20 protein-coding genes and 1 pseudogene are annotated in these 26,085 nt (G+C 67.2%); 10 read left to right on the forward strand and 11 right to left on the reverse strand.

All coding sequences use genetic code 11. The features are described 5' to 3' along the window. From ACE3N6_RS11090 to ACE3N6_RS11100, 3 genes and pseudogenes are all read left to right on the forward strand, one after another. Positions 1-374, forward strand: a pseudogene (locus tag ACE3N6_RS11090) (ubiquinone biosynthesis regulatory protein kinase UbiB); the annotation flags it as partial. Positions 375-531: 157 nt separating this feature from the next. Beyond that, positions 532-2,649 carry an ornithine--oxo-acid transaminase gene (rocD, locus tag ACE3N6_RS11095; RefSeq protein WP_374245746.1) on the forward strand — a complete coding sequence of 706 codons (2,118 nt, stop codon included), beginning with the start codon at positions 532-534 and terminating at the stop codon, positions 2,647-2,649. 9 nt (positions 2,650-2,658) lie between these two features. Then, on the forward strand, positions 2,659-3,009 hold the full coding sequence (locus ACE3N6_RS11100) for a YajD family HNH nuclease (protein ID WP_374245748.1): 351 nt from the start codon (positions 2,659-2,661) through the stop codon (positions 3,007-3,009). A 125-nt stretch (positions 3,010-3,134) separates the two neighbouring features. On the opposite strand, the gene ACE3N6_RS11105 is transcribed toward ACE3N6_RS11100, so the two are convergent. Continuing rightward, complete coding sequence (locus ACE3N6_RS11105) at positions 3,135-4,415, reverse strand: hypothetical protein (RefSeq protein ID WP_374245750.1); 1,281 nt, start codon at positions 4,413-4,415, stop codon at positions 3,135-3,137. 1,128 nt (positions 4,416-5,543) lie between these two features. On the opposite strand from ACE3N6_RS11105, the gene ACE3N6_RS11110 reads away from it, so the two are divergent. After that, complete coding sequence (locus ACE3N6_RS11110) at positions 5,544-6,806, forward strand: Hsp70 family protein (RefSeq protein WP_374245752.1); 1,263 nt, start codon at positions 5,544-5,546, stop codon at positions 6,804-6,806. On the opposite strand, the gene ACE3N6_RS11115 is transcribed toward ACE3N6_RS11110, so the two are convergent. The 5 genes from ACE3N6_RS11115 to scpA form a co-directional block, all read right to left on the reverse strand. Continuing rightward, positions 6,797-7,537 carry a glutamine amidotransferase gene (locus tag ACE3N6_RS11115; protein WP_374245754.1) on the reverse strand — a complete coding sequence of 247 codons (741 nt, stop codon included), beginning with the start codon at positions 7,535-7,537 and terminating at the stop codon, positions 6,797-6,799. The two genes, ACE3N6_RS11110 and ACE3N6_RS11115, sit on opposite strands and share 10 nt — an antisense overlap. Before the next feature lie 269 nt (positions 7,538-7,806). After that, complete coding sequence (locus ACE3N6_RS11120; protein WP_374245757.1) at positions 7,807-9,819, reverse strand: acetyl-CoA carboxylase biotin carboxylase subunit; 2,013 nt, start codon at positions 9,817-9,819, stop codon at positions 7,807-7,809. A 20-nt stretch (positions 9,820-9,839) separates the two neighbouring features. Continuing rightward, positions 9,840-11,375 carry an acyl-CoA carboxylase subunit beta gene (locus ACE3N6_RS11125; RefSeq protein WP_374245759.1) on the reverse strand — a complete coding sequence of 512 codons (1,536 nt, stop codon included), beginning with the start codon at positions 11,373-11,375 and terminating at the stop codon, positions 9,840-9,842. 35 nt (positions 11,376-11,410) lie between these two features. Continuing rightward, positions 11,411-12,403 (reverse strand): methylmalonyl Co-A mutase-associated GTPase MeaB, encoded by a 993-nt coding sequence (gene meaB, locus ACE3N6_RS11130; RefSeq protein ID WP_374245816.1) that lies wholly within the window; start codon positions 12,401-12,403, stop codon positions 11,411-11,413. A 66-nt stretch (positions 12,404-12,469) separates the two neighbouring features. Then, entirely contained in the window at positions 12,470-14,632 is a 2,163-nt protein-coding gene (scpA, locus tag ACE3N6_RS11135; protein WP_374245761.1) for a methylmalonyl-CoA mutase, read from the reverse strand. A 338-nt stretch (positions 14,633-14,970) separates the two neighbouring features. Between scpA and ACE3N6_RS11140 the strand changes: the two genes are divergently transcribed. After that, positions 14,971-15,642 carry a GntR family transcriptional regulator gene (locus ACE3N6_RS11140; protein ID WP_374245763.1) on the forward strand — a complete coding sequence of 224 codons (672 nt, stop codon included), beginning with the start codon at positions 14,971-14,973 and terminating at the stop codon, positions 15,640-15,642. Positions 15,643-15,733: 91 nt separating this feature from the next. On the opposite strand, the gene ACE3N6_RS11145 is transcribed toward ACE3N6_RS11140, so the two are convergent. Both ACE3N6_RS11145 and ACE3N6_RS11150 read right to left on the reverse strand, forming a co-directional pair. Continuing rightward, positions 15,734-17,398: a cation acetate symporter gene (locus ACE3N6_RS11145; RefSeq protein ID WP_374245765.1), complete on the reverse strand. Its 1,665-nt coding sequence runs from the start codon at positions 17,396-17,398 to the stop codon at positions 15,734-15,736. Further along, positions 17,398-17,733 (reverse strand): DUF485 domain-containing protein, encoded by a 336-nt coding sequence (locus ACE3N6_RS11150; RefSeq protein WP_374245767.1) that lies wholly within the window; start codon positions 17,731-17,733, stop codon positions 17,398-17,400. Before ACE3N6_RS11150 ends, ACE3N6_RS11145 begins: the two co-directional genes overlap by 1 nt. Before the next feature lie 230 nt (positions 17,734-17,963). On the opposite strand from ACE3N6_RS11150, the gene ACE3N6_RS11155 reads away from it, so the two are divergent. After that, complete coding sequence (locus ACE3N6_RS11155; protein WP_374245770.1) at positions 17,964-18,746, forward strand: enoyl-CoA hydratase/isomerase family protein; 783 nt, start codon at positions 17,964-17,966, stop codon at positions 18,744-18,746. Positions 18,747-18,759: 13 nt separating this feature from the next. Here the strand turns inward: ACE3N6_RS11155 and ACE3N6_RS11160 are convergent, their stop codons facing one another. From ACE3N6_RS11160 to ACE3N6_RS11170, 3 genes are all read right to left on the reverse strand, one after another. Continuing rightward, positions 18,760-19,428, reverse strand: coding sequence for a hypothetical protein (locus tag ACE3N6_RS11160; protein ID WP_374245772.1), 669 nt, complete (start codon positions 19,426-19,428; stop codon positions 18,760-18,762). Positions 19,429-19,490: 62 nt separating this feature from the next. Next, positions 19,491-20,303 (reverse strand): sulfite exporter TauE/SafE family protein, encoded by an 813-nt coding sequence (locus tag ACE3N6_RS11165; protein WP_374245774.1) that lies wholly within the window; start codon positions 20,301-20,303, stop codon positions 19,491-19,493. After that, on the reverse strand, positions 20,300-20,785 hold the full coding sequence (locus ACE3N6_RS11170) for an EVE domain-containing protein (RefSeq protein WP_374245776.1): 486 nt from the start codon (positions 20,783-20,785) through the stop codon (positions 20,300-20,302). The genes ACE3N6_RS11165 and ACE3N6_RS11170 overlap by 4 nt, the downstream gene beginning before the upstream one ends. A 201-nt stretch (positions 20,786-20,986) precedes the next feature. Here ACE3N6_RS11170 and ACE3N6_RS11175 point away from each other — a divergent pair, with 201 nt between their 5' ends. The 4 genes from ACE3N6_RS11175 (at position 20,987) to ACE3N6_RS11190 (ending at position 26,059) form a co-directional block, all read left to right on the forward strand. After that, complete coding sequence (locus tag ACE3N6_RS11175; RefSeq protein WP_374245778.1) at positions 20,987-21,220, forward strand: hypothetical protein; 234 nt, start codon at positions 20,987-20,989, stop codon at positions 21,218-21,220. Between the two features lie 45 nt (positions 21,221-21,265). Continuing rightward, complete coding sequence (locus tag ACE3N6_RS11180) at positions 21,266-22,123, forward strand: DMT family transporter (RefSeq protein WP_374245780.1); 858 nt, start codon at positions 21,266-21,268, stop codon at positions 22,121-22,123. Beyond that, on the forward strand, positions 22,120-22,674 hold the full coding sequence (gene ruvC / locus ACE3N6_RS11185) for a crossover junction endodeoxyribonuclease RuvC (protein ID WP_374245782.1): 555 nt from the start codon (positions 22,120-22,122) through the stop codon (positions 22,672-22,674). The genes ACE3N6_RS11180 and ruvC overlap by 4 nt, the downstream gene beginning before the upstream one ends. Positions 22,675-22,813: 139 nt before the next feature. Beyond that, positions 22,814-26,059, forward strand: coding sequence for a CHASE domain-containing protein (locus tag ACE3N6_RS11190; RefSeq protein WP_374245784.1), 3,246 nt, complete (start codon positions 22,814-22,816; stop codon positions 26,057-26,059). Positions 26,060-26,085 lie beyond the last annotated feature (26 nt).

The raw sequence follows: 26,085 nt of genomic DNA on the forward strand, positions 1-26,085 counted from the left end.
TGGAAGTCCAGCCTCAGCTGGTGCTGCTGCAGAAGACCCTGCTCAACATCGAAGGCCTCGGTCGCCAGCTCGACCCCGAACTCGACCTGTGGAAGACCGCCAAGCCCTTCCTCGAACGCTGGATGAGCGAGCAGATCGGCTGGCGCGCCCTCGTCCGCCACATGAAGGACGAAGCCCCCGCCTGGGCCGCCACCCTGCCCCAGCTGCCGCGCCTGATGCATCAGGCGCTGGCCTCCGAGAAGCGCGACGACGCGGCCCGGGCCGAAATCGCCCGCCTCGCCGCGGCCAACACCCGTCAGCGCCGCTGGCTGATCGGCGCTGGCGTGGCCCTCGCCGCCCTGACCGCCCTCGAAGCCTGGCGCTGGCTGGCCTGACCGCCGGCTTCCCGAAACCGCAACACTCGGGCGTTTACCATCCGGACGGGCGCGGCAGCGCCATCGCCCGCCCCTCCCCCGGCCACACCGGCCTCCGCTGAACAAACGCCCGTCGGCGCGCTCAAACAGGCATCGACCGCCGCACTGAAGGAACACCATGCCAGCCCCGTTCGTGCCCCCCCGCCCGGTCCGCATCGTCGGCGTCGGCTCCTGCCTTGGCGCGCCCATCTTCGGGCCCGCCGCCGGCCCCCGCGCCCTGCGCGATCTGGGCATCGAAGCCCACCTCGGCCAGCGCGGCATCCGCGCCCGCTGGCAGACCCTGCTCGAACCCGCCGCCCCCAAGCCGCCCCACCCGCCCATGAACGAGCGCCTGGGCACCGTGAGCCACCTGCTCCACGATCTGGCCGACATCACCGCCTCCATCCGCGCCGACGACGCCATCCCGCTGGTGCTCGGCGGCGACCACGCCATCGGCGCCGGCACCTGGCGCGGCGTGGCCCGCCAGCTCGCCCCCCGCGGCAAGCTCGGGCTGATCTGGGTGGACGCCCACCTCGACGCCCACACCCCCCAGACCACCCACTCCGGCAACATCCACGGCATGCCCCTGGCGGCCCTGCTGGGCATCGGCGACGAAACCCTCACCGGCCTGCCCGGCCCCCACCTCGACCCGGCCCACGTGGTCATCGTCGGCGCCCGCTCGTGGGAGCCCGAAGAGCCCAAGCTCCTCGAAAAGCTCGGCGTGAAGATCTTCTACATGCCCGAAGTACGCGCCCGGGGCCTCGCCGCGGTGATGTGCGACGCCATGACCATCGCCCGCGAGGGCACCGCCGGCTTCGGCGTGTCGGTCGATCTCGACGCGATGGACTGCGCCAGACTGCCCGCCACCACCTGCCTGGAGCCCAACGGCCTAGACCCTCAGGCGCTGGTGGACACCCTCCACGGCCTGCGCAGCTGCGCCGATCTGGTCGGCCTCGAGATCGTCGAGTACGTGCCCGAGCGCGACCGCGACGGCAGCGGCGCCCGCTGGGTGGTCGAACTCGCCGCCGCCGCCCTCGGCCCCACCACCGCCCAGCTCCGCCACCGGGAAGACACCTTCGGCGCCCGCAACTACGCGCCGCTGCCGGTGGTCTTCAGCCGCGGCGAAGGCCCCTGGCTGTGGGACGTGGAAGGTCGCCGCTACCTCGACATGATGAGCGCCTACTCGGCGGTCAGCTTCGGCCACAGCCACCCGCGGCTGGTGCGCGCCCTCACCGAGCAGGCCGGCCGCCTCGCCCTCACCTCCCGCGCCTACTCCAACGACCGCCTGCCGCTGCTGCTCGAACGCCTGTCGGCGCTTTTGGGCTACGACCGGGCCCTGCCCGTCAACACCGGCGTCGAAGCCGTCGAGACCGCCATCAAGGCCGCCCGCAAGTGGGCCCACACCGTCAAGGGCGTGCCCGAAGGCCAGGCCGAAATCATCGTGTGCGCCAACAACTTCCACGGCCGCACCACCACCGTCGTCGGCTTCTCCTCCGACGCCCAGTACCGCGCCGGCTTCGGCCCCTTCGCACCCGGCTTCAAAACCATCCCCTTCGGCGACGCCGACGCCCTCGAAACCGCCATCGGCCCCAACACCGCCGCCTTCCTGTTCGAGCCCATCCAGGGCGAAGGCGGCATCAACATCCCCCCCGCCGGCTGGCTCACCCGCTGCGCCGAAATCTGCCGCACCCGCAACGTGCTGCTGATCGCCGACGAGGTGCAGACCGGCCTCGGCCGCACCGGCAAGCTGCTGGCCGTCGATCACGAAGGCGTGCGCCCGGACGGCGTCATCCTCGGCAAGGCCCTGGGTGGCGGCCTGCTGCCGGTGGCCGCCTTCCTGGCCGACGACCGTCTGATGCAGGTCTTCCGCCCCGGCGACCACGGCTCCACCTTCGGCGGCAACCCGCTCGCCGCCGCGGTGGCCAGCGAAGCCCTGGCCCTGCTCGCCGACGAGAAGCTCGCCGAACGCGCCGCCCGCCTGGGCGAGATCTTCCTCGCCCGCCTGCAGGCCATCGACAACCCGCTGATCCGCGAAGTACGCGGCCGCGGCCTGCTGATCGGCATGGAGCTGGACACCACCCGCGTCACCGCCCGCACTGCCGCCGAATGGCTGCTCGCCCGCGGCCTGATGACCAAGGACACCCACGACAGCGTGCTGCGCTTCGCCCCGCCGCTGATCGTGGACGAAGCCACCCTGCTGAAGGCCGCCGAAGTGGTCGGCGACGCCCTCGGCGACCTCGCCCGCCGCACCGCCTGAGCCCAAGCCATGAGCGAAAAACTCGACCGACTCGTCCTCGAAGCCCGCCGCGCCGCCGACAAGCGCGCCGAGGGCTACCGCGAAAAAGCCCTCAAGATCTACCCGTGGGTCTGCGGCCGCTGCGCCCGAACCTTCACCCACACCAACCTGCGCGAACTCACCGTCCACCACCGCGACCACAACCACGACAACAACCCGCCCGACGGCAGCAACTGGGAGCTTTTGTGCGTGTATTGCCACGACAACGAACACCAGCGCCAACTCGAAGCCACCCAGGGCAACGTCACGGCCAAACAGCCGGGCAAGGCCGCGACGCATTCACCGTTTGCGGGGCTGGCGGGGTTGTTGAAGAAGGATTGAGGGGAAGGCGAATCGGCAAGCGGGAAAGCATGTAGGTCGATAAGGAATCGCAGTTGAGCAGGAAAAAACCGGCACGGTGGCCGGATATTGGAAAGCGGTGCCTGACGGGAAAGTCCTTAGAAAAACTAGGCATCTGGCTTCATAGCGTCTCTTGCTACCCCTTCTGCCGCTGGGGGTGATATTGGCTTTCTATTGCGAAATATGCTTGATATTTTCTCTTTTAGATCAGGGAAATTTTCGACGGCACTCTTAAACTCTGCAGAAGATACAAGTTCGTGCCAAGGGCTGCCATGGACATCGCGCTCCACCAGTCGGAGCGGAAGCTCATCGAGCCGGCCCAGAGCTGTAGCGAATAGTTGAGCCTCGAACAATGGGTCTAGGCGACTCGCTTCGGCCCTATAACCCTCATATGCGGTGGAAAGAGCAGCCTTGTAGGCATAATCCTCCGCAAGTCGGAATCGTTGCCCGATCTGCTTTGTAGCAACCCATGCCACCCAAACGGCGGGAGCGATCGTTAACGCGCCAAGTGCAAGTCGCAGCAAAACGAGCCCCCAATCAGGCCTTCCATCAAGTGCTTTGAGAATCTCTGGAAATCGATCATGCGACAACAGTCCTGCTACGACTAGAGCACCCAGTAGCACCAATACCCAAACCAGCATTGATTTGTTCAGTGACTTAGATTTGTCCGAAAACGCTTGAGCAAGTCCTTGTGAGGTTGCTGCGCGGTATGCCTCACGCACCTTCGAGAGTGTTGCCTGCGCTTCACTTTCTGTCGTTTCGAGCCTAATTTTTAGTGCATCTAGCGTATCAGACGTCGCTGCTGATTTCGCGTTTAACTTTTCCGCCCCCTTTGCTGCTTTGTCTACCTCGGCCAATGCAATAGCTAGTTCAGCATGGGTAGACGGGAGCCTTTCAGCTGTATCAAATGCCGCGTTAATCGCTGCAACTTTTGCTTCAATCCCATCAATTGACTTTGTTGCGTGCTCAAGGCGAAGATTTGCGGCAGTTACGTATTTCTTTAGTGCTGCAGGAAGGAACAAACTGCTTCGAATCTGTTCGGGAGATATTAGTGCGGAGATTTGAGCATCTAAGCATGTAAGGAAACAAACAACGGCTTCTGCTGCTTGCGGTCCACTCCATAGGTTTGGGATTGTGTTTTGGGTTAGCCATTCAACCTTAGCCGACAGATCGCTAAATATTTCCTCCGTTTCTGTGGCTAAACTCCAATCCACTGACCTTATGCGGTCTGCCAATGAGCTTGCCATGTAACTAAGATCAATTTTTCCAAGGGGAGGAGCTTGCCAGCCCCAGTGGTCTGAGAATTTTGTTTCGTTTGGCATACCTTCAATTCTATCTGCCAGTTCTGCAAGCTTCTTGTGAAGTATTGATGCTGCGTTGGATTGCATGGATTCTCCCTAAGAATTTGTCTCAAACATTAGCGTACACCCAAGCCGCTGGCCTAACGAATCGCTGAACGGCTGTTATTGGTTCCATAACGAGGCGATGGAGAACTATAGACCCGGACCCAATAATATGGCGATCCTTAAGAACGGCCGCGCGCGTTTTCCCCAGAGCTGCCGCAGCCAGCCGTATGACATCGATTTCCAGCCGTTTCGCCGCCCCTCACGACTTCGCATCCCTTTGTTCTTTGGCGGTATGCAACTAGTGATACAGCAAAGATGTAGATTCGTAATGGATAGCTGCGGAAATCCTGCCCGGCGTCCGCCCTCGCCCCCCCGACCACCCACCAGATCGCCCCCCGATCGCTCCGCGGCGACCACAGCAGCCAATGCCACCCAAATCTATCGCCCGCCGACCCCGATGACAAGTTCTTTGTCGTGCTCGTGCTGGTCGCGTGGGGCGTGCTTCTCCTGCCGGGGGTACCGGCGTCGGGAGTCGGGCTGAAGTCCGACCTACAGGGAGGCTGAGCTGGCGGGATGGCCCGAAAAGCCGTCCGACCCCGGGGCGCGGTCTTCGGGGCCTCGGGTTATTCCCGGCCACCTCCAGAAAAATTGCTGGACAGCAATTTTTTAACTGCTCGACGGCCCAGGTTAATCCGGATTTCGGAGCGAAAAAAGGCATACGGGCAATTTATTAATCCCGAATCGGCCCAGCTTTTTACCGATTCGTTCGCGGGTCTCGTCGGATCGGGAAATAATTAATTGCTCCGGGGTATTAATTAATCCGATTTTTTCGCAACCCCGGCCCGGCAGAGCAATTTTTTAATTGCTCCGAGCCATTTATTATCCAGCCGGTGGATTTAAGTGGGGGCTTTTCAGGAAATAGCTGCAGCGCAGCGGAGTCGGCCCAGCCCGCGCGGGGGCCTGGCTGGCGCGACATCCCCCAGGTCTGGAAGGTCTGGCCATCTTTCTAGCGCGGTCTGGCGTGCGGCTGGGGGTTTTCGGGATGGATGAGGGGCGGTGTGGGGGCCGCGGGGAGCGCGACACCCCGGCTGCCGGCGGTGGGCGGCGCGCCTCTTCCTCGCGCCCCCCAACCGGCGTAACATCCGCCCCCCGCTCTCCCCACGCCCGCCCATGAGTGCCGCTCCCGCCCGCGCCTGCGGAATCGACTTCGGAACCTCCAACTCCACCGTCGGCTGGCTGCGTCCGGGCGGGGAGACGCTGCTGATCCTCGAGGACGGCAAACCCACGCTGCCGTCGGCGGTGTTCTTCAATGCCGACGAGGAATCCACCCACTTCGGGCGCGACGCGCTGGCCGAGTACCTGGAGGGCTACGAGGGCCGGCTGATGCGGGCACTCAAGAGCCTGCTGGGCAGCAAGCTGATGGAGGGCAGCACTGAGGTGGGCGGCCGCGCGCTGCCTTTCAAGGATCTGCTGGCGAGCTTCATCGGCGAGCTGAAGCGCCGGGCCGAGGCCCAGGCGGGCCGCGGGTTCGAGCAGGCGGTGTTCGGCCGGCCGGTGTTCTTTGTGGATGGCGACGCGACCGCCGACCGGCGCGCCGAGGACACGCTGGCCGCCATCGCCCGGCAGGTGGGCTTCAAAGAGGTGAGCTTCCAGTTCGAGCCCATCGGCGCGGCGCGGCATTACGAGGCGGGGCTGGACCGGGAGGAGCTGGTGCTGATCGCCGACATCGGCGGCGGCACGGCAGATTTCTCGCTGGTGCGCCTGTCCCCCGAGCGGGCCCGCCATGGGGATCGCAAGGACGACCTGCTGGGCAACGCCGGCCTGCACGTGGGCGGCACGGATTTCGACCGGGCCTTGTCGCTGGAGTGCGCGATGCCGCTGCTGGGCTACCGGGGCCTGATGAAGAGCGGCGCCGAGGTGCCGTCCGGGCTGTTCTTCCAGCTGGCCACCTGGCACACCATCAACTTTGCCTACACCCGCCAGGCCTTTGCCGATTTCCAGCAGATCTACCGGGACGCCGCGGCCCGCCGCGAGCTGGACCGCCTGGCCCGGCTGATCGGCCAGCGGGAGGGCCACTGGCTGGCGCTGCAGGTGGAGCAGGCGAAGATCGACCTCTCCACGGCCCCCGCCACCCGCCTGGACCTGGACCGGCTGGAGGCGGGCCTTGCCCACGACATCACCACCGAGGCGTTTGCCGTGGCCACCCGCTCCCTGGTGGACAGGGTGGCGGCGACGGTGACGGCCTTGCTGGATCAGGCCGGGGTGACGCGGGACCGGGTGGATACGCTTTATTTCACCGGCGGGGCGAGCGGGGTTCCGCAGCTGCGGGCACGCATCGCCGCCGAGCTGCCGACGGCGCGCAGCGTGGAGGGCGATCTGTTCGGGAGCATCGGCGCCGGCCTCGCCCTGGAGGCGGCCCGGCGTTACGGCTGAGGCTGAGGCGGCCGGGCGTCGGTGCGCGCCATCACGAAGCAGGCGAAGCGCCGCAGCAGGCTGGTGGCGGCGTGGGTTTCGGTGACCGCCGCGGCCAGGGTGTCCGGGTTGGCGCCGCCTTTGCGCAGCGGCCCGGCAAGCTGGTGGATGTAGCAGCGCATCGCGACGGTGTCGAACTCGGGGTGGAACTGCACGCCCCAGGCGGCCTCCCCCACGCGGAAGGCGTGGTGGGGCTCGAAGTCGCTGGAGGCCAGGCACTGGGCGCCGGGCGGCAGGCGGCGGGCGGTCTGGCTGTGCACCACGTGGGCGGGGAAGCTCTCGGGCAGGTCGGCAAACAGCGGGTCGTGGCGGGCGGCGTCGGATTTGCGGACCCGGACGGTGCCGATCTCCATGCCTTGCGGGTGCCAGTCGGCCTCGCCGCCCAGGGCGTGGGCCAGCAGCTGGTGGCCGTAGCAGATGCCCAGCACGGGCAGCCCCTCGGCCACCCGCGCGGCCAGCCAGCGGGCGGTGGCTTCGCTCCAGGCTTCGCGGTCGGTGACCATCGCCGGGGAGCCGGTGAGCACCGCGGCCGCCACTTCGCCCGCGGCCGGCAGGGCCTCGCCCTTGCGCGGGTCCACCACCCGCACCGGCACGTCGCCCAGCCCGGACGAGATCCAGCTTTCGAAGTCGCCCTCGCGGTGGGCGAAGACCGGGGCGTAATCCCCCAGCTTGACGATGAGCAGCGGTGGCAAGGCGGCAGGCTCCGGGTGGTTGAGACGATTCTCGGGTATCCAACGCGCGGGCACCGTTAAGTGTTGAACGGCGTCGGGTGTTAAATCGGCACTTGCCGCAAAAAGTTTCAACTCGGGCGCGGTGGGCGCAGGCAAAAAAAGGGGCCGTCCTAGGACGACCCCGATCCCTCGACAGGAACCCGCCCCGAAAGACGAGTCTCCCTCCCCATCGAACGAAAACGTTTTCTCGCGGCGCCGGGCTGGAGCGGCCCGGCGCCGCGGCGAATGGATTACTCGAACTCGATGATGACTTCGTCCACCGCCAGGCTGGCGCCGCCTGCGGCAACGATCTTCTTGACCTTGCAGTCCTGCTCGGCCTTGAGGATGTTTTCCATCTTCATGGCTTCGATGACCGCCAGCTTCTCGCCGGCCTTCACTTCCTGACCGACCTGCACGGACACTTCGCGCAGCAGGCCCGGCATCGGGGACAGCAGGAACTTGGAGAGGTCGGGCGGCAGCTTCTCGGGCATCAGGGCCAGCAGTTCGGCGGCGCGGGCGCTCATCACCATGAAGTCGGCGCGGGTGCCCCAGTGGAACAGGCTGTACTTGGTCTTGTGGCGCTCCACCTGGAGGGTGAAGGGCTCGCCATTGACGGTGCCGTTGAAGAGGGACTCACCGAGCTTCCAGTTGGACTTGAGCTCGTAGCTCTTGCCCATGTACTCGACGTGGTAGCCGCCGTCGATGGGCTTGGCGACCACCGGGTGGTGCTCGTTGCCTTCCTTGTTCAGGCGGATGACCATCCACTCGTCGCCCACCAGGCGCTCGTGGCCCTGGAGCTGGCCGGAGATGGAGGCGGAGCGGTCGGTGTAGGCACGGTAGACATAAGCGGCCACCGAGACCAGCAGCGCCGGATCGTCGTGGGGCACCATCGAGGCGTCGAAGCCGGTCGGGTAGTGCTTGGGGATGAAGCCGGTGTCGAAGATGCCCGAGTGGAAGACCGGGTGCTGCATGAGCGCGGCCTGGAACGGGATGTTCGACGAGATGCCGCGGATCACGAAGCCGTTGAGGGCGTCGCGCATGCGGGCGATGGCCTCGGCGCGAGTGGGGGCGTGCACGATGAGCTTGGCGATCATCGAGTCGTAGAACATGGAGATCTCGCCACCGTCGTACACGCCGGTGTCGACGCGGGTGGTGCCCTTGTCGTCGGTGGTTTCGGTCGGCGGCAGGAACTTCACCAGGCGGCCGGTGGAGGGCAGGAAGCCGCGGAACGGGTCTTCGGCGTTGATCCGGCATTCCATCGACCAGCCGTTGATCTTCACGTCGGCCTGGGTGAGGGGCAGCTTCTCGCCGTAGGCGACGCGGATCATCTGCTCGACGAGGTCGAGGCCGGTGATGAGTTCGGTGACCGGGTGTTCCACCTGGAGACGGGTGTTCATCTCGAGGAAGTAGAACTCCTTGGTGGCGCCGGACACCACGAATTCGACGGTACCCGCGGATTCGTAGTTGACCGCACGGGCCAGGGCCACAGCCTGTTCGCCCATCGCCTTGCGCATCTCGGCGTCGACGAAGGGGGACGGCGCTTCTTCGATGACCTTCTGGTGACGGCGCTGGATGGAGCAGTCGCGCTCGTTGAGGTACACGTAGTTGCCGTGGGAGTCGCCCAGCACCTGGATTTCGATGTGGCGCGGCTCGAGGACGTACTTCTCGATGAAGACGCGGTCGTCGCCGAAGGAGTTGCGGGCCTCATTGACGCAGGAGGAGAAGCCTTCGTGGGCTTCGGCGTCGTTGTAGGCAACCCGCAGACCCTTGCCGCCGCCGCCGGCGGAGGCCTTGATCATCACCGGATAGCCGATCTTCTTGGCGATCTCGACGGCTTCGTCGGGGCCGGCGATGGCGTCGTTGTAACCCGGAATGGTGTTGACCTTGGCCTCGATGGCGAGCTTCTTGGACTCGATCTTGTCGCCCATCTTGGCGATGGAGTAGTGCTTCGGGCCGATGAACTTGATGCCTTCTTCTTCAAGACGGCGGGAGAACTCGGCGTTCTCGGACAGGAAGCCGTAGCCGGGGTGAACGGCCTGGGCACCGGTCTGCTTGCACGCGGCGATGATCTTGTCGGCGACCAGGTAGGACTCTTTCGAGGCGGCCGGGCCGATGCAGACGGCCTCGTCGGCCAGCTCGACGAACAGGGCGTCCTTGTCGGCCTCGGAGTACACGGCGACGGTGGCGATGCCCATCTTGCGGGCGGTCTTGATGACGCGGCAGGCGATTTCGCCGCGGTTTGCAATCAGGATCTTGGTAAACATGTTCTTGGCGTCCTCGGCGATCACAGCGGAATGTTGCCGTGCTTGCGCCACGGGTTGTCGAGCTGCTTGTCCTTGAGCATGGCCAGCGAGCGGGCGATCCGCTTGCGGGTGGCGTGGGGCATGATGACGTCGTCGATGAAGCCACGGGCGCCGGCCACGAACGGGTTGGCGAACTTGGCCTTGTACTCGGCTTCGCGCTCGGCGAGCTTGGCGGCGTCGTTCTTCTCTTCGCGGAAGATGATCTCCACCGCGCCCTTCGGGCCCATCACCGCGATTTCGGCCGACGGCCAGGCGAGGTTCACGTCGCCGCGCAGGTGCTTGGAGGACATCACGTCATAGGCGCCGCCGTAGGCCTTGCGGGTGATGACGGTGACCTTCGGCACGGTGCACTCGGCGTAGGCGTAGAGCAGCTTGGCGCCGTGCTTGATGATGCCGCCGTATTCCTGGGCGGTGCCGGGCATGAAGCCGGGCACGTCGACGAAGGTGACGACCGGAATGTTGAAGGCGTCGCAGAAGCGCACGAAGCGGGCAGCCTTGATCGCCGACTTGATGTCCAGACAGCCGGCAAGCACCAGCGGCTGGTTGGCGACGATGCCGACCGGCGAACCGTCGATGCGGCCAAAGCCGATGATGATGTTCTTGGCGTAGTCGGGCTGCAGTTCGAAGAAGTCGCTGTCGTCGACAACCTTGACGATCAGCTCCTTCATGTCGTACGGCTTGTTGGCGTTGTCCGGCACCAGGGTGTCGAGGGAGTAGTCGAAGCGGTCGGCCGGGTCGTTGGTCGGCGTGACGGGCGGCTGCTCGCGGTTGTTGGCCGGCAGGAAGTTCATGAAACGACGCAGCATCGAGAGGGCCTCGACGTCGTTCTCGAAGGCCAGGTCGGCCACACCGGACTTGGTGGTGTGGGTGACGGCGCCACCGAGTTCTTCTGCGGTCACGTCTTCGTGGGTCACGGTCTTCACGACTTCGGGGCCGGTCACGAACATGTAGGACGAGTCCTTCACCATGAAGATGAAGTCGGTCATCGACGGCGAGTACACCGCGCCACCGGCACAGGGGCCCATGATCATGGAGATCTGCGGCACGACGCCGGAGGCCATCACGTTGCGCTGGAACACGTCGGCGTAACCGCCAAGGGAGGCGACGCCTTCCTGGATGCGGGCGCCGCCCGAGTCGTTGAGGCCGATCACCGGGGCGCCGACCTTCATGGCCTGGTCCATGACCTTGCAGATCTTCTCGGCGTGGGTTTCGGACAGGGAGCCACCGAACACGGTGAAGTCCTGGGAGAACACGAACACCAGGCGGCCGTTGATGGTGCCGTAACCGACGACGACACCGTCACCCGGGGTCTTTTCGGCTTGATCCATGCCGAAGTCGACGCAGCGGTGCTCCTTGAACATGTCCCATTCCTCGAAGGAATCCGGGTCGAGGAGCAGTTCGATACGTTCGCGGGCAGTCAGCTTGCCTTTCTTGTGCTGGCTGTCGATTCGCTTCTGGCCGCCACCAAGGCGGGCAGCTTCGCGCTTCTTTTCCAGCTGGTGGATGATGTCGTGCATTTACAGCCTCCAGTCAATGATTCGGGTGTGTTCTTTCAGCCCAGATGGCCGAGCAGCCGGGCAGCGGCTGCGGAAGGCGTCGTCTGGCCGGCCTCGACGGCCGCCTGCAAGCCGGGCAGATCCTGTTGAACCGCGGCATGGCTTGCGAACCGGGCCCGCAGGCCCTGGTCGATGAGTTCCCACATCCACGCCCGGGCCTGTTGGCGCCGGCGCGCGTCGAACTCGCCGCTCCGTTTCATGGTGGAGCGGTAATCCTCAATGGTATTCCAGAATTCGGCGATGCCCTGCTTTTGCAACGCCGAAAGCATGAGCACCGGCGGCGTCCAGTTGGGCGAGGCGTGGCGGAGCATGCCCAGCGCGCTCTTGATCTGGGAGCGGGCCACGTTGGCGGCCTGGGGGTTGATGTCGGCCTTGTTGATGACGATCAGGTCGGCGATCTCCATGATCCCCTTCTTGATCGCCTGCAGGTCGTCGCCGGCGTTGGGGAGCTGGAGCAGGCAGAAGATGTCGGCCATGCCGGCCACGGCGGTCTCGGACTGGCCGACGCCGACGGTCTCGATGATGATGACGTCGAAGCCGGCGGCCTCGCACACCAGCATCGCCTCACGGGTCTTTTCGGCCACGCCGCCCAGGCTGCCGGCCGACGGGCTGGGGCGGATGAAGGCGCCGGTGTTCTGCGAGAGGAGTTCCATCCGGGTCTTGTCGCCCAGGATGGAGCCGCCGGTGACGCTGGAGGACGGATCGACCGCCAGCACCGCCACCTTGTGGCCCTGCTCGATGAGGTACAGGCCGAGGGCCTCGATGAAGGTGGATTTGCCGACGCCCGGCACCCCGGAGATGCCGATGCGCATCGAGTTGCCGGTGTGGGGCAGCAGGCCTTCGAGCACGCTGCGGGCCCGCGCCTTGTGGTCCGGGCGCTGGGATTCGATCAGGGTGATCGTCTTGGCGAGCGGACGCAGCTGATGCTTGAGCACGCCGTCGACCAGGGCCTGATCGATGGCGTCACGCTGCGGAATGTCGGCAGGCATGTTCATGGAAGACATCAATGACGCGCACGCCGGCTTTCGCCGGCGCGCTGTTCCTCACGGGTAGGCTCAGGCCTTGCGGGCGGCGCGGATCTGCTTCAGCACTTCGCGGGCGGCGGTCGGGATCGGCGTGCCGGGCCCGAAGATGCCGGCCGCACCGGCCTTGTACAGCGCGTCGTAGTCCTGGGCCGGGATCACGCCACCGACGAAGGTGATGATGTCGTCGGCGCCCTGATCCTTGAGGGCCTTGATGACGGCCGGCACCAGCGTCTTGTGGCCGGCGGCGAGGCTGGAGCAGCCCACCGCATGCACGTCGTTCTCGACGGCGTGACGGGCGGCTTCTTCCGGAGTCTGGAAGAGCGGGCCGATGTCGATGTCGAAGCCCAGGTCGGCGAAGGCCGAAGCCACCACCTTGGCGCCGCGGTCGTGACCGTCCTGGCCGAGCTTGGCGATCATGATGCGCGGACGGCGGCCTTCTTCGGCCACGAAGGCGTCGATGTCGGCCTTGAGGGCCTGCCAGTCTTCGTTGCCTTCGACCACCGAGTTGTAGATGCCGGAAACGGCCTGCGGGTTGGCGCGGTAGCGGCCGAAGACGACTTCGAGGGCGTCGGAGATCTCGCCGACGGTGGCGCGCAGGCGCACGGCCTTGACGGCCAGATCCAGCAGGTTGCCTTCGCCGGTCTTAGCGCATTCGGTGAGGGCGGCCAGGGCGGCGTCGACGGCGGCCTGATCGCGGGTGGCACGGATGCGGGCCAGGCGCTCGATCTGGGCCTCGCGCACGACGTGGTTGTCGATGTCGAGGATGTCGATCGGGTCTTCCTTGGCGAGCTTGTACTTGTTGACGCCGACGATGACGTCCTTGCCGGAGTCGATGCGGGCCTGCTTTTCGGCGGCGCACTCTTCGACCTTCATCTTGGCCCAGCCGGATTCGACGGCTTTGGTCATGCCGCCCATGGCTTCGATCTCTTCGATCAGCGCCCAGGCCTTGTCGGCCATGTCCTGGGTGAGCTTTTCCATCATGTAGGAGCCGGCCCACGGGTCGACCACGTTACAGATGTGGGTCTCTTCCTGGATGATGATCTGGGTGTTGCGGGCGATGCGGGCCGAGAACTCGGTGGGCAGCGCGATGGCTTCGTCGAGGGCGTTGGTGTGCAGCGACTGGGTACCGCCGAACACCGCGGCCATGGCCTCGATGGTGGTGCGCACGACGTTGTTGTACGGGTCCTGCTCGGTGAGCGACCAGCCGGAGGTCTGGCTATGGGTGCGCAGCATCATGGACTTCTGGCTCTTCGGCTCGAACTGCTTCATGAGACGCCACCACAGCATGCGCGCGGCGCGCATCTTGGCGATCTCGAGGTAGAAGTTCATGCCCACCGCCCAGAAGAAGGACAGACGGCCGGCGAAGGTGTCCACATCCATGCCGGACTTGATGCCGGTGCGCACGTATTCGACGCCGTCGGCGAGGGTGAAGGCCAGCTCGATGGCCTGGTTCGCGCCCGCTTCCTGGATGTGGTAGCCCGAGATCGAGATGCTGTTGAACTTGGGCATGTGGGTCGACGTGTAATTGAAGATATCGGCGATGATCTTCATCGACGGCGTCGGCGGGTAGATGTAGGTGTTGCGGACCATGAACTCCTTGAGGATGTCGTTCTGGATGGTCCCGGACAGCTTGTCCTGCGAGACGCCCTGCTCTTCGGCGGCCACGATGTAGCCGGCGAGGATCGGCAGCACGGCGCCGTTCATGGTCATGGAGACGGAGATCTTGTCGAGGGGGATCTCGTTGAAGAGGATCTTCATGTCCTCGACGGAGTCGATGGCCACGCCGGCCTTGCCGACGTCACCCACCACGCGGGGGTTATCGGAGTCGTAGCCGCGGTGGGTAGCCAGGTCGAAGGCCACCGACACGCCCTGACCGCCGGCGGCGAGCGCCTTGCGGTAGAAGGCGTTGGATTCCTCGGCGGTGGAGAAGCCGGCGTACTGGCGGATGGTCCAGGGGCGGGCGGCGTACATGGTGGCCTGGGGGCCGCGCAGGAAGGGCTCGAAACCCGGCAGGGTGTTGGCGTACTTGAGGCCTTCGAGATCGGCCGCAGTGTACAGCGGCTTGACGGTGATGCCTTCCGGCGTCACCCAGTTCAGTTTGGCGACATCGCCTTCAGGAGCCGACTTGGCGGCGGCCTTGTTCCAGGCGGCCAGATCGGGTTGCGGGAAGGTCGGTTCGTTGGTGTTCGCCATGGTTCTACCCTCAAGAGTACGGGCCGCGGGAGCGGCCTCTTTTCTGTCCTGGATACGTGTTGCCCGGCTCGACCGGCCCGGTCTTGAAGCCGGACTCGCATACAAACCGGGACGCCAGTACCGGCCGTGGTCCCTGACCACGGCCGGCTGCCGTGCCCTGCGCGGGCAGTTTTCTCCCTCCCTCTGTTTTTCGAGCGCCGACGGCCGAAGCCGCCGGGCTGCAACAAGGTTTACTTCCAGCGCAGGAACTTGACTTGCTATCCGTGGGATAATACTTTATCCATAATTATGGATGCAATAGCCGAATCCACCTCATTCACCACAAGTCCACATCCTCCATGAACGCTGGCCGCATCGCTCCCCTCGCCCTCTATCAGGAAGTCGCCGAACGCCTGCGCCAGCGCATCTTTGCCCACGAACTCCCGCCGGGCACCTGGGTGGACGAGCAAGCCCTCGCCGCCGATTACGGCATCTCCCGCACCCCGCTGCGCGAGGCCCTCAAGGTGCTCGCCGCCGAGGGGCTGGTGACGCTCAAACCCCGCCGCGGCTGCTACGTCACCGAGATCTCCGAGCGCGACCTGGACGAGATCTTCACCGTGCTGGCGCTCCTCGAGGGCCAATGCGCCGCCGACACCGCCCACAAGGCCACCGCGGACGATCTGGCCCGCCTGCGCAGCATCCACGACGACCTGGAGCGCGCCGCCGCCGACCGGGACATCGACGGCTTCTTCGAGGCCAACCAGACCTTCCACCAGGAAGTCCAGCTGATCGCCGACAACCGCTGGCTCACCCAGACGATCACCGATCTGCGCAAGGTCATCAAGCTGTCCCGCCACCACTCGCTGTTCAGCGCGGGCCGGCTGGAGCAGTCGCTCGCCGAGCACCGCGTCATCCTCGAAGCCCTTGGCCGGCGCGACGCCGCCGGCATCGAACAGGCGATGCGCGACCACATCTCGAGCGGCCGCCGGGCCCTGGCCAAGATCGCGAGCCGCAAGGAAAGCACCGCCTGACACCGCGGGTCGCCTGAAAACAAAAACCCCCGCCGGGCAACCGGACGGGGGTTTTTGCTGGGCCCTGCGCCCCGAAGGGCGCGGCCGGGGATCAGTGGCTGCTGGCTTCAGCGGCACCGAAACCGGTCTGGGCACGCACGTACTGGTCCTCGAAGGCAGCGCGTTCGGCCTGGGCTTCGGCGCTGTTGTCGAGCAGCGACACCACGATGGTCACCAGGAAGGCCAGCGGCATGGAGAACAGGGCCGGCTGGTCGTACGGGAAGATCGCCTGGGCGTTGCCCAGCACGGTGACCCACACCGACTTGGACAGCAGCACGAACAGCACCGCGGCCACCAGACCGACGTAGCCGCCGAGCACGGCGCCACGGGTGGTGAGGCCCTTCCAGTACATGGAGAGGATCAGCACCGGGAAGTTGGCGGAGGCGGCGATGCCGAAGGCCAGGGCCACCATGAACGCCACGTTCATCTTCTCGAAGGCGATGCCGAGGACGATGGCCACCAGGCCCAGGCCCACCGAGGCGAACCGGGACACGCGCAGCTCTTCGGTCTCGGTGGCCTTGCCCTTGCGGATCACGCGGGCGTAGATGTCGTGGGAGATGGCGGCCGCACCGGCCAGGGCCAGACCGGACACCACCGCCAGGATGGTGGCGAAGGCCACGGCCGACAGGAAGCCCAGCAGCAGATTGCCGCCCACGGCCTTGGCCAGGTGCATCGCAACCATGTTGCCACCGCCGACGATCTTGCCGCCGATCTTGCCGCCCTCGAAGAACTCGGGGTTCTGGCCGACGATGATGATGGCGGCGAGGCCCATCAGCAGGATCACGTTGAAGAAGTAGGCCACGAAACCGGATGCGTAGAGCACCGACTTGCGGGCCTCCTTGGCGTTGGTCACGGTGAAGAAGCGCATCAGGATGTGCGGCAGGCCGGCGGTGCCGAACATCAGGCCCAGGCCCAGCGACAGCGCGGTGACCGGATCCGGCAGCAGCGAGCCCGGGAACAGGATCTTCTCGCCCATGGTGTGCAGCGAGACGGCCTTGGACATCAGGTTCTCGAAGCTGTAGCCGAACTGGGACATGGCCAGCACCATCACCAGCGTGCCGCCGGCGAGGAGCATGCAGGCCTTGATGATCTGCACCCAGGTGGTGGCCACCATGCCGCCGAAGGTGACGTACACCATCATCAGCGCGCCCACGACGAACAGGGCGATGGTGTAGTCGAGACCGAACAGCAGCTTGATGAGCTGACCGGCGCCGACCATCTGCGCCACCAGGTAAAAGCACACCACGGTGAGCGACGAGACCGCCGCCATCGTGCGCACCTTGCTCTGGTTGAGGCGGTAGGAGGTGATGTCGGCGAAGGTGAACTTGCCCAGGTTGCGCAGGCGCTCGGCCATCAGGAACAGGATGATGGGCCAGCCGGCGAAGAAGGCGATCATGTAGATGTAGCCATCGACGCCCTTGGTGTAGACCAGCGCGGTGAGGCCCAGCAGGGTGGCGGCGGACATGTAGTCACCGGCAATCGCGAGGCCGTTCTGGAAGCCGGTGATGCCACCGCCGGCGGTGTAGAAGTCGGATGCCGACTTGGTGCGGCCAGCCGCCCAGTAGGTGATGCCCAGGGTCATCGAGACGAACAGCACGAACATCCCGATGGCGTGCAGGTTGAGGGGCTGCTTCTCGGTGGCGGAGATCGCGTCGCCGGCAAACGCCATGGCGGGCGCGAGGAGCGCCAGCAGCGCAAGATTCAGACGGGCAAGCATTACTTCACCTCCTTGGATGCGTCGCGGATGATCTCGGCGGTGATCTCGTCGAACTCGCCGTTGGCGCGCTTCACGTAAACCGCGGTGAGCACCCAGAAGAAGATGAACATGAACAGCTCGAAGGCGATGCCGACGGTGAGGTAGGAACCCTCCGACAGGCGCTGGCCGATCAGCTGCGGCTGAAAGGCGACGACCATGAAGAAGCCGTAGAAGATCGTCAGGACGATCACGGACAGGATGGTGGCAAAGCCCTGGCGCTTGGACACCAGCTCGGCAAAGCGCGGGTTGCGTCTGATGCGTGCGTAGACCGCACTCTGAGACGAAGTGCTCGACATGATTTCCCTCCCATGGAAATTCACTTGGATGCGGCGCGATCTGCCTGTTGGCCCCCGTGTCGGGGATCTGAACGACTATTGTTGTGGGTGCTTCTCGCAGGGCGAAGCCGCGCCAATACAACGCCCAACCGGATGATATAACATACAGAAGACCCCATACCACGCCGTATGGAAATATTTTTGCACCACATAAAATAATTTTATCAACCCTCCCGACGGAAGCGCCCGCCATGCCCGGAGAAATCCACTTCAGCCAGGAAGCTGGCATCGCCACCCTGACCCTCTCCAACCCGGACAAGCTCAACGCCGTGGACGCCGGCATGTGGCGCGGCCTGCAACGCCGGATGAGCGAACTCAACGCCAACCCCGACCTGCGCTGCGTGGTGCTGCGCGGCGCCGGCGACAAGGCCTTCGCGGCCGGCGGCGACATCGAGGAGTTCCTGGTGGTGCGCGCCACCGTGGACGACGCGCTGCACTATCACGAGGAGCTGGTCGCCGCCGCCCTCGACGCCATCCGCGCCTGCCCGGTGCCCACGGTGGCGATGATCCAGGGCGCCTGCATCGGCGGCGGGCTGGAGATCGCCGGCTGCTGCGACATCCGCATCGCCGGCGAATCGAGCCGCTTCGGCGCGCCGATCAACAAGCTGGGCTTCTCGATGTACCCGGGCGAGATGGCCGGCCTGCTGGAACTCGTCGGCCCCGCCGTGCTGCTGGAGATCCTCCTCGAAGGCCGCATCCTCGGCGCCCGCGAGGCCCTCGGCAAAGGCCTGCTCACCCGGGTGGTGGACGACGAGGAGGTGGAGAAGGAAGCCCTCGCCACCGCCGGCCGCATCGTGAAGGGCGCGCCGCTGGTGGCCCGCTGGCACAAACAGTGGGTGCATCGCCTGATGAAGGGCGGCCCCCTCGGCGCCGACGAAAAACGCGCGGCCTTCGACTTCCTGGCCACCGACGACTACAAGGAAGGCCTGGACGCCTTCCTGGGCAAGCGCCCGCCGGTGTTCAAGGGGCGCTGATCGCCCCGGCCCCTCAGCCCGCCTGCCAGCGGGCCAGCAGCGCAGCCCGGTGGGGCACCAGCTGCTTCACCGCCACGTCGAGCACCGGGCCGGTGAGGGTGTGGCCGGAGCATTCCGCGGCCAGCACCACGTCCGTCTCGCCCACCGCCACCCGCAGCGGGCCCTGGGCCTGTTGCAGGCGGGTCTGGCGATGGGAGGCATCCAGAAAGATGTGGCCGTTGGTGAGGTTGAGCTTGCCCTCGATCTGCGCAGGCTTGCCGCTCGACAGCAGCGCATCCACCCGGCAGCCCACCAGCCGGTATTCGTTGACCAGGGCCAGGGCCTGGCTGCGCAGGTAGGCCGCCTGTTCGGCCTCGACGGCGGGCAGCCGGGCGGCGGCGCGGGCGGCGAGGGTTGCCACCTCGGCGTCGGTGAGGTGGGGCGCGGCCTCGACGATGCGCGCCGGCTCGATGCGGGCCACCGCCTTAGCCTGGGCGTCGAGCCGGTGGTGGTGCTTCACCACCCGCACCTCGGCCTTGGCCAGCTGCTTGCCGGCGATCGCCGGCAGGCCCTGGATCACCGTCGGGCCCAGCAGTTCGGCCAGCTTCTGGCAAAGCCGCGCGTGATCGAGGGTGGCCATGGAATCGGGCACGGCCAGTTCGAGATCGAACTGGAGCTGGAGACGGACATTGGCTGCGGACATGGCACCACCCGAACGGTATAGATCGGAAGGTTCACGGACAGAAATCCGCCCACTTTAGGCGTTCAGCCGCCCAGCACGGTGTGGAGCATCTTGGCCGACAGCAGCACCAGCACGCCGGCGAAGATCTTCTTCAGCGTGGCCACCGGCAGCGTGTGGGCCAGCCGGGCGCCGATGGGCGCGGTGAGGCTGGAGAGCAGGCTGAGGAGCACCAGCGCCGGCAGATAGACGAAACCCACCGACCACTCGGGCAGGCCCTGGGCGCCCCAGCCGTTGATGAGATAGCCCAGCGCGCCGGCCAGGGCGATGGGCAGGCCGATGGCGGCGGAGGTGCCGATGGCGTTGTGCACCTTCACGTTGCACCAGGTCATGAAGGGCACCGACAGGGAGCCGCCGCCGATCGCCACCAGCGACGAGATGGCGCCAATCACGCCACCAACGCCGATCAGCCCGACGGTGCCCGGCAACTCGCGGGTGGGCTTGGGTTTCACGTTGAGGATCATCTGCACCGCCACGTAGGTGGTGAAGCAGGCGAAGAAGATCGCCAGCGGCTGAGTGGGCGCGCGGGAGGCGACGAAGGTGCCGGCGAAGGTGCCGGCCAGCACGCCCGGGGCGATGCCCTTCACGATGTCCCAGCGCACGGCGCCGTGGGCGTGGTGGGCGCGCAGGCTGGACAGGGAGGTGATTACGATACCGGCCATCGAGGTTCCCAGCGCCAGATGTATCATGTGCTCCCGCGGGAAGCCCTGGGCGGCGAACAGCGTGGTGAGCATCGGCACCATGATCGCGCCGCCCCCCACGCCGAGCAGCCCGGCAAAGAAGCCGACGAAGGCCCCGAGGGCAAGATAGGCGGCCAGCCATTCGATTCCGATGTTCATGTCCAATCCCGAAGATCCGTTGCGCCAAGCAGCTGCCCGACGATGAAGCGCCATTCGGCCGGCTCGACCGGGGTGATCGACAGCCGGTTGCCGCGGGCGAGGACGCGCATGTTCGCGAGTTCCGGGTGGCGGCGCAATTCGGGCAAACCCACCAGCCGGGTGCGGCGCACGAAGCCCACGTCCACGTGCACCCAGCGGGGGCTTTCGGGCGTGGATTTCGGGTCGAAGTATTTGCTGGCCGGGTCGAACTGGGTGGCGTCGGGGTAGGCGTCGCCCGCCACCTTCGCGATGCCGGCAATGCCGGGCTCGGCGCAGCCGGAGTGGTAGAACAGCACCCCGTCGCCCACCCGCATGGCGTCGCGCATGAAGTTGCGCGCCTGGTAGTTGCGCACGCCGTACCACGGCACGGTCTGGCCGGGGCGCTGCGCGAGGTCGTCGATGGAGACGTCGTCGGGTTCGGATTTCATCAGCCAGTAGCGCATCGGGCTCTCCTCGTCGGGGTTCGGGACACAGCTGCGACGTTGTCGCCCAAATCGGCCCCGAACACAAGCGCCGCGGGCCGGCCGCAATCGGGCAACAGAAAAGCGCGCCGCGCCCGATAAGTGGTATGAACCGCCCGCGCGAAGGCCCGACCCGGCCCGAGCGGCGGGTTATCATCCCACCGACTGCACCGGAGCCACGCCATGAGCATCACCCCCGAACGCCGCAAGAACCTCACCCTGCGCGAGCTGGTCGACAAGGCCTACCTGATCATCGAGCCCTTCTTCGACCCGCTCAACGCCTGGAACGGCCAGACCCTCGAGCACCTGGCCTACCGGGTGGTGCGCGACCAGCTCCCCGACATTCCGCCCGAAGACGTGCAGATCATCGTCTCCGCCTCCACCCGCATGTACCGGGCCAAGCACCCGGGCACCTGACCTTCCGGCGGCACCGCCCGCCCCGAGCCTGCCTCCACACCCGTCGTGACCCGCTTCTACCCCCTCCTGTTCGTCCTGCTGTGGAGCACCGGCTTCATCGGCGCCAAGTTCGGCCTGCCCTACGCCGAGCCGATCACCTTCCTGTGCGTGCGCTACGGGCTGGTGATCGGGCTGATGGGCCTCGTCGCCCTGGCCACCCGCGCCCCCTGGCCGGCGGAACCCCGCCAGTGGCTGCACATCGGCATCGCCGGGCTGCTGGTCCACGCCCTCTACCTGGGCGGCGTGTTCTCGGCCATCCACCGGGGGCTGCCGGCGGGCATCACCGCGCTGGTGGTGGGGCTGCAGCCGCTGCTCACCGCGCTGGGCGCCGGGCTGCTGCTGGGCGAGCGGGTCCAGCCGCGCCAGTGGGCCGGGCTGGTGCTGGGTTTCGGCGGCGTGGGGCTGGTGGTGTCGAGCAAGGTGGTGGCGGTGGCCGACGGCGGCGGGCTGGCCGACATGCTCGTCCCGGCCCTGCTGGCGCTGGCCGGCATCACCGCCGGCACGCTCTACCAGAAGCGCTTCTGCCCCCGCTTCGACCTGCGCACCGGCGCGGTGATCCAGTTCGTGCCCTGCCTCGCCGTGTCGGCCCTGTTCGCGGCGAACACCGAAACCCTGCACGTCGACTGGACGGGCCCCTTCGTCTTCGCCCTGCTGTGGCTGGTGCTGGTGCTGTCGGTGGGCGCCATCAGCCTGCTCAACCTGCTGATCCGCAGCGGCAGCGCCGTGAATGTGGCGAGCCTGTTCTACCTCACCCCGCCCACCACCGCCCTCATCGCCTGGGCGGCCTTCGGCGAGACCCTCACCGGGCCGGCGCTGGCCGGCATGGCGGTCACCGTGTTCGGCGTGTGGCTGGCCCGCCAATGAAGCCCCCGGCCGCCTCCGCCACCGTCGCCACGCGCATCCTGGGCATCGACCCGGGCCTGCGCCACACCGGCTTCGGCGTCATCGACACCCTGGGCAGCCAGCTGCGCTACGTGGCCAGCGGCGTCATCAAGAGCGGCGAGGGCAGCCTGCCCGAACGCCTCAAGGTGATCCTCGACGGGGTGCGCGAGGTCATCGCCACCTACCGGCCCGACCAGGTGGCGGTGGAGATCGTCTTCGTGAACGTCAATCCGCAATCCACCCTGCTGCTGGGCCAGGCCCGGGGGGCGGCGATCTGCGGCGCGGTATCCCACGACCTGCCGGTGGCCGAATACACCGCGCTGCAGGTCAAGCAGGCCGTGGTAGGCCACGGCAAGGCCGCCAAGGCGCAGGTCTGCCACATGGTCGAGCGCCTGCTGGCCCTCGACGCCAGCCCCTCGTCGGACGCCGCCGACGCGCTGGCCTGCGCCATCTGTCATGCCCACGGCAGCAGCGGGGTGGCCGCGATGGTCGGGGTGGGCACCCGCAAGCGCGGCAGCCGGCTCAGCCGCTGAACCCCGTCGGCGCCTGACGTCGCGCATCGGGCATAAATTCCACGTCATGGGAAAAAACGCACAGCGGGTTTTTGCAGTTCCCGTATAAAGGCTCCCTGTCGTCGAGCCGTCGACGGTAAGAACCCGTTTTGACCGGACCATGCCCCTGTCCCTGCCCACCCGCTCCCTCCCTGCGAACAACCTGCTCATCGGCCTCGCCTATGTGGCCCTCGGCTGGCTGTCCACCGGGCTCGCGGTGGCCGGCGGATACGCCAGCCCGGTGTTCCCCGCGGCCGGCCTGGCGCTGGCGGTGGTGCTCCACCTGGGGGCGGCGGTGCTGCCGGGGGTGTGGCTCGGCTCGGTGGCGCTGCACCTGCTGCTGGCCCTCAACAACGCCGCGCTGACAGCCGCCGATCTGGTCGCGGCGATGACCATCGCCAGCGGCGCCACCGCCCAGGCCTGGCTCGGCCGGATCCTCATCCGGCGCTGGCAGGGCGAGGCCTGGCGCACCCTCGACAACGCCCCGGCGGTGTTCCGCTTCCTGCTGCTGGGCGGCCCGGTAGCCTGTCTGGTGTCGGCCTCGGTGGGCATCCTCAGCCTGTTCCTGGCGGGCGTGCTGCCCCGGGCGGCGCTCCCCTTCGCGTGGTGGTCGTGGTTCGCCGGCGACACCTTCGGGGTGCTCACCTTCGCCCCGCTCACCCTGTGCTTCCTGCTCCCCGACGACCCGCTCTGGCAGGCCCGCCGGCGGCGCATGGTGGTGCCCATCTCGATCACCCTGGCGCTGGCGGCGGGGGCCTTCCACACCGCCACCCGCTGGGAACGCAACGAGCTGGAACTACGCCTGCAGAGCGACGGCACGCGCATCCACCAGCGCATCGGCGACCGCCTGTTGAGCCACCGCGAGGCGCTGCTGTCGCTGCGCAGCTTCATCGAGGTCACCCCCGAGCTGACCGACGCCCGCTTCAACGCCTTCACCCGGGCCACGCTGCAGAACAGCCCGGACATCTTCGCCCTCAGCTACAACGCCTACGTGCCCAGCGGCGAGCGGGCCGGCTTCGAGGCGGCGATGGGGCGCCAGCTCGGCCGCCCCGAGTTCCGCATCACCGAGCGCAACCTCGACGGCAGCCTGCAGGCCGCCAGCCGGCGCGACGCCTTCGTGCCCGTCACCTACATCGCGCCGCTGCCCGCCAACCAGCGCGCCGTCGGCTTCGACATCGCCTCCGAGGCGATCCGCTGGGACGCGGTCAACCGGGCCCTCGTCCAGCGCACCGGCATCGCGGTCACCGCCCCGGTGCTGCTGGTCCAGGAGAACCAGGCGGCGGTGCTGGCCCTGGCCCCGGTGCGTCTGGCCGGCAAGCCGGCGCCGCAGGGCTTCGCGGTGGCGGTGATCCGGGTCGGCCAGCTGGTGGACCGCATGCTGCGCGACACCCTGCCGCCCGGCCTCAGCGTCGCCCTGGTCGACCCCTACGCCATCGGCAGCGTGCGCCGCCTGGACAACGGCGGCGCCGCCCCGAGCGCCGCCCACCCCGAACGCAGCTGGGAGCGCAAGCTCCACTTCGGCGACCGGGAATGGCTGCTCCAGGTGACCGCCGACGAGCGCTACCTCGAATCCCAACGCTCCCTCAACGCCTGGGCGGTCGGCGTCGCCGGGCTGCTGTTCACCACCCTGCTGCAGGCGCTGCTCCTGGGCCTCACCGGCCGCAACTGGATCGTCCAGCGCCAGGTGGACCGCCACACCGCCGACCTCGCCGCCAAGAACCGCGAGCTGGCGCTCGCCACCGTCTCCATCCACAAATCCCCCGACGCCGCCTTCTGGGTGCTGCCGGACGCCCGCATCGCCCGGGTCAACCCGGCGGCCTGCCGGCTGCTCGGCTACTCCGCCGACGAGCTGCTCGCCCTGCGCGTGCCCGACATCGACCCCGACATCACCGAAGCCTGCTGGCACGCCCTGTGGGCCAAGGTGTGGGCCACCGGCGCGGAGGTCTTCGAATCCACCCACCGGGGGCGGGACGGCCGCCAGATCGGGGTGGCGGTGTCGGCCAGCCTGGTCAGCACCGAGGGGCAGGACTACCTCTACGCCTGCGTGCGCGACATCACCGAACGCCGGGCCGCCGACGCCGAACTCACCCGCCACCGGCTGCACCTGGAAGAGCTTGTCGCCGCCCGCTCCGCCGACCTCTCCGTGGCCAAGGAGGCCGCCGAAGCCGCCAACCGCGCCAAGAGCAGCTTCCTCGCCAACATGAGCCACGAGCTGCGCACCCCGATGCATGCCATCATCGGCCTCACCCATCTGCTGCGCCGCAACAACAACGACCCCGCCCAGCAGGACCGCCTCGACAAGATCGCCAACGCCGCCAACCACCTGCTCCGGCAGCTCGAAGACGTGCTCGAGCTGGCCCGCGTCGACGCCGAGCGCATCCCCATCGAGCAGAACCGCTTCGCCATCGGCGAGGTCGTCGGGCGGGTGCTCGAGCTGGTCGGCCCCAGCCTGGAGGGCAAGGGCCTCGGGCTGCAGCTGGACATCGACCCCGACCTCGCCACCCGCCCGCTGATCGGCGACCCGCTGCGCCTGCAGCAGGTGCTTGGCCACATCGTGGGCAACGCGGTCAAATTCACCGGCAGCGGGATGATCGTCGTCCGCGCCCGCCTCGCCGACGTCCAGGCCAGCGGCGCCCTGCTCGCCATCGAGGTGCAGGACAGCGGGATCGGCATCCCGCCGGCCGACCGCGAGCGCATCTTCAGCCCCTTCGAGCAGGCCGACGGCTCCACCACCCGGCGCTTCGGCGGCAGCGGCCTGGGCCTCGCCATCTGCCGCCGGCTCGCCCGGCTCATGGGCGGCGACATCGACGTGACCGGCGAAGCGGGCCACGGCAGCACCTTCCGGATCACCCTGCGGATCGGCGTGCTGCCCGAAGCCACCCCGCCCGCCCCCCACGCGGCAAGCACCGCCGCCGAAGCCGAGCGGCGGCTGCGCTGCGAGCACCGCCACCGCCGCCTGCTGCTGGTGGAGGACGACTGGGTGAACCAGGAAGTCACCCTCGAGCTGCTGCGCGAAGAACTCGGGCTGCAGGTGGATCTCGCCCCCGACGGCGCCGAGGCCGTGCGGCTGTGCAACAAGACCGCCTACGACCTGATCCTGATGGACATCCAGATGCCGGTGATGGACGGCCTCACCGCCACCCGCGCCATCCGCGCCGGCAACGGCCCCAGCGCCCACGCCCCCATCGTCGCGATGACCGCCAACACCTTCGACGAAGATCGCCGGGCCTGCGCCGACGCCGGGATGGACGACTTCATCCCCAAACCGGCCAACCCCGACCGGCTCTTCATCACCCTGCTGCGCTGGCTGGAACGCCCGCCCCTCGCGCCCTGCCGCGGCCGGAGACCCGCGCTGAGCGGTCGATAGCGCGGTCGGGCCGGCAACCGGCGGGC

Source organism: Zoogloea sp. (assembly GCF_041904905.1).
In the GTDB taxonomy this organism is placed as follows: Bacteria; Pseudomonadota; Gammaproteobacteria; order Burkholderiales; family Rhodocyclaceae; genus Zoogloea.

Bases quoted from the DNA above. Each gene is read 5' to 3' on its own strand.
- ACE3N6_RS11105 (WP_374245750.1), bottom strand. From the start codon at position 4,415: ATGCAATCCAACGCAGCATCAATACTTCACAAGAAGCTTGCAGAACTG.
- ACE3N6_RS11165 (WP_374245774.1), bottom strand. From the start codon at position 20,303: ATGAACATCGGAATCGAATGGCTGGCCGCCTATCTTGCCCTCGGGGCC.
- scpA (WP_374245761.1), bottom strand. From the start codon at position 14,632: ATGGCGAACACCAACGAACCGACCTTCCCGCAACCCGATCTGGCCGCC.
- ACE3N6_RS11155 (WP_374245770.1), top strand. From the start codon at position 17,964: ATGCCCGGAGAAATCCACTTCAGCCAGGAAGCTGGCATCGCCACCCTG.
- ACE3N6_RS11140 (WP_374245763.1), top strand. From the start codon at position 14,971: ATGAACGCTGGCCGCATCGCTCCCCTCGCCCTCTATCAGGAAGTCGCC.
- ACE3N6_RS11100 (WP_374245748.1), top strand. From the start codon at position 2,659: ATGAGCGAAAAACTCGACCGACTCGTCCTCGAAGCCCGCCGCGCCGCC.
- ACE3N6_RS11170 (WP_374245776.1), bottom strand. From the start codon at position 20,785: ATGCGCTACTGGCTGATGAAATCCGAACCCGACGACGTCTCCATCGAC.
- ACE3N6_RS11160 (WP_374245772.1), bottom strand. From the start codon at position 19,428: ATGTCCGCAGCCAATGTCCGTCTCCAGCTCCAGTTCGATCTCGAACTG.
- ACE3N6_RS11175 (WP_374245778.1), top strand. From the start codon at position 20,987: ATGAGCATCACCCCCGAACGCCGCAAGAACCTCACCCTGCGCGAGCTG.
- ruvC (WP_374245782.1), top strand. From the start codon at position 22,120: ATGAAGCCCCCGGCCGCCTCCGCCACCGTCGCCACGCGCATCCTGGGC.
- ACE3N6_RS11110 (WP_374245752.1), top strand. From the start codon at position 5,544: ATGAGTGCCGCTCCCGCCCGCGCCTGCGGAATCGACTTCGGAACCTCC.
- ACE3N6_RS11190 (WP_374245784.1), top strand. From the start codon at position 22,814: ATGCCCCTGTCCCTGCCCACCCGCTCCCTCCCTGCGAACAACCTGCTC.
- ACE3N6_RS11120 (WP_374245757.1), bottom strand. From the start codon at position 9,819: ATGTTTACCAAGATCCTGATTGCAAACCGCGGCGAAATCGCCTGCCGC.
- ACE3N6_RS11125 (WP_374245759.1), bottom strand. From the start codon at position 11,375: ATGCACGACATCATCCACCAGCTGGAAAAGAAGCGCGAAGCTGCCCGC.
- rocD (WP_374245746.1), top strand. From the start codon at position 532: ATGCCAGCCCCGTTCGTGCCCCCCCGCCCGGTCCGCATCGTCGGCGTC.
- meaB (WP_374245816.1), bottom strand. From the start codon at position 12,403: ATGCCTGCCGACATTCCGCAGCGTGACGCCATCGATCAGGCCCTGGTC.
- ACE3N6_RS11145 (WP_374245765.1), bottom strand. From the start codon at position 17,398: ATGCTTGCCCGTCTGAATCTTGCGCTGCTGGCGCTCCTCGCGCCCGCC.
- ACE3N6_RS11150 (WP_374245767.1), bottom strand. From the start codon at position 17,733: ATGTCGAGCACTTCGTCTCAGAGTGCGGTCTACGCACGCATCAGACGC.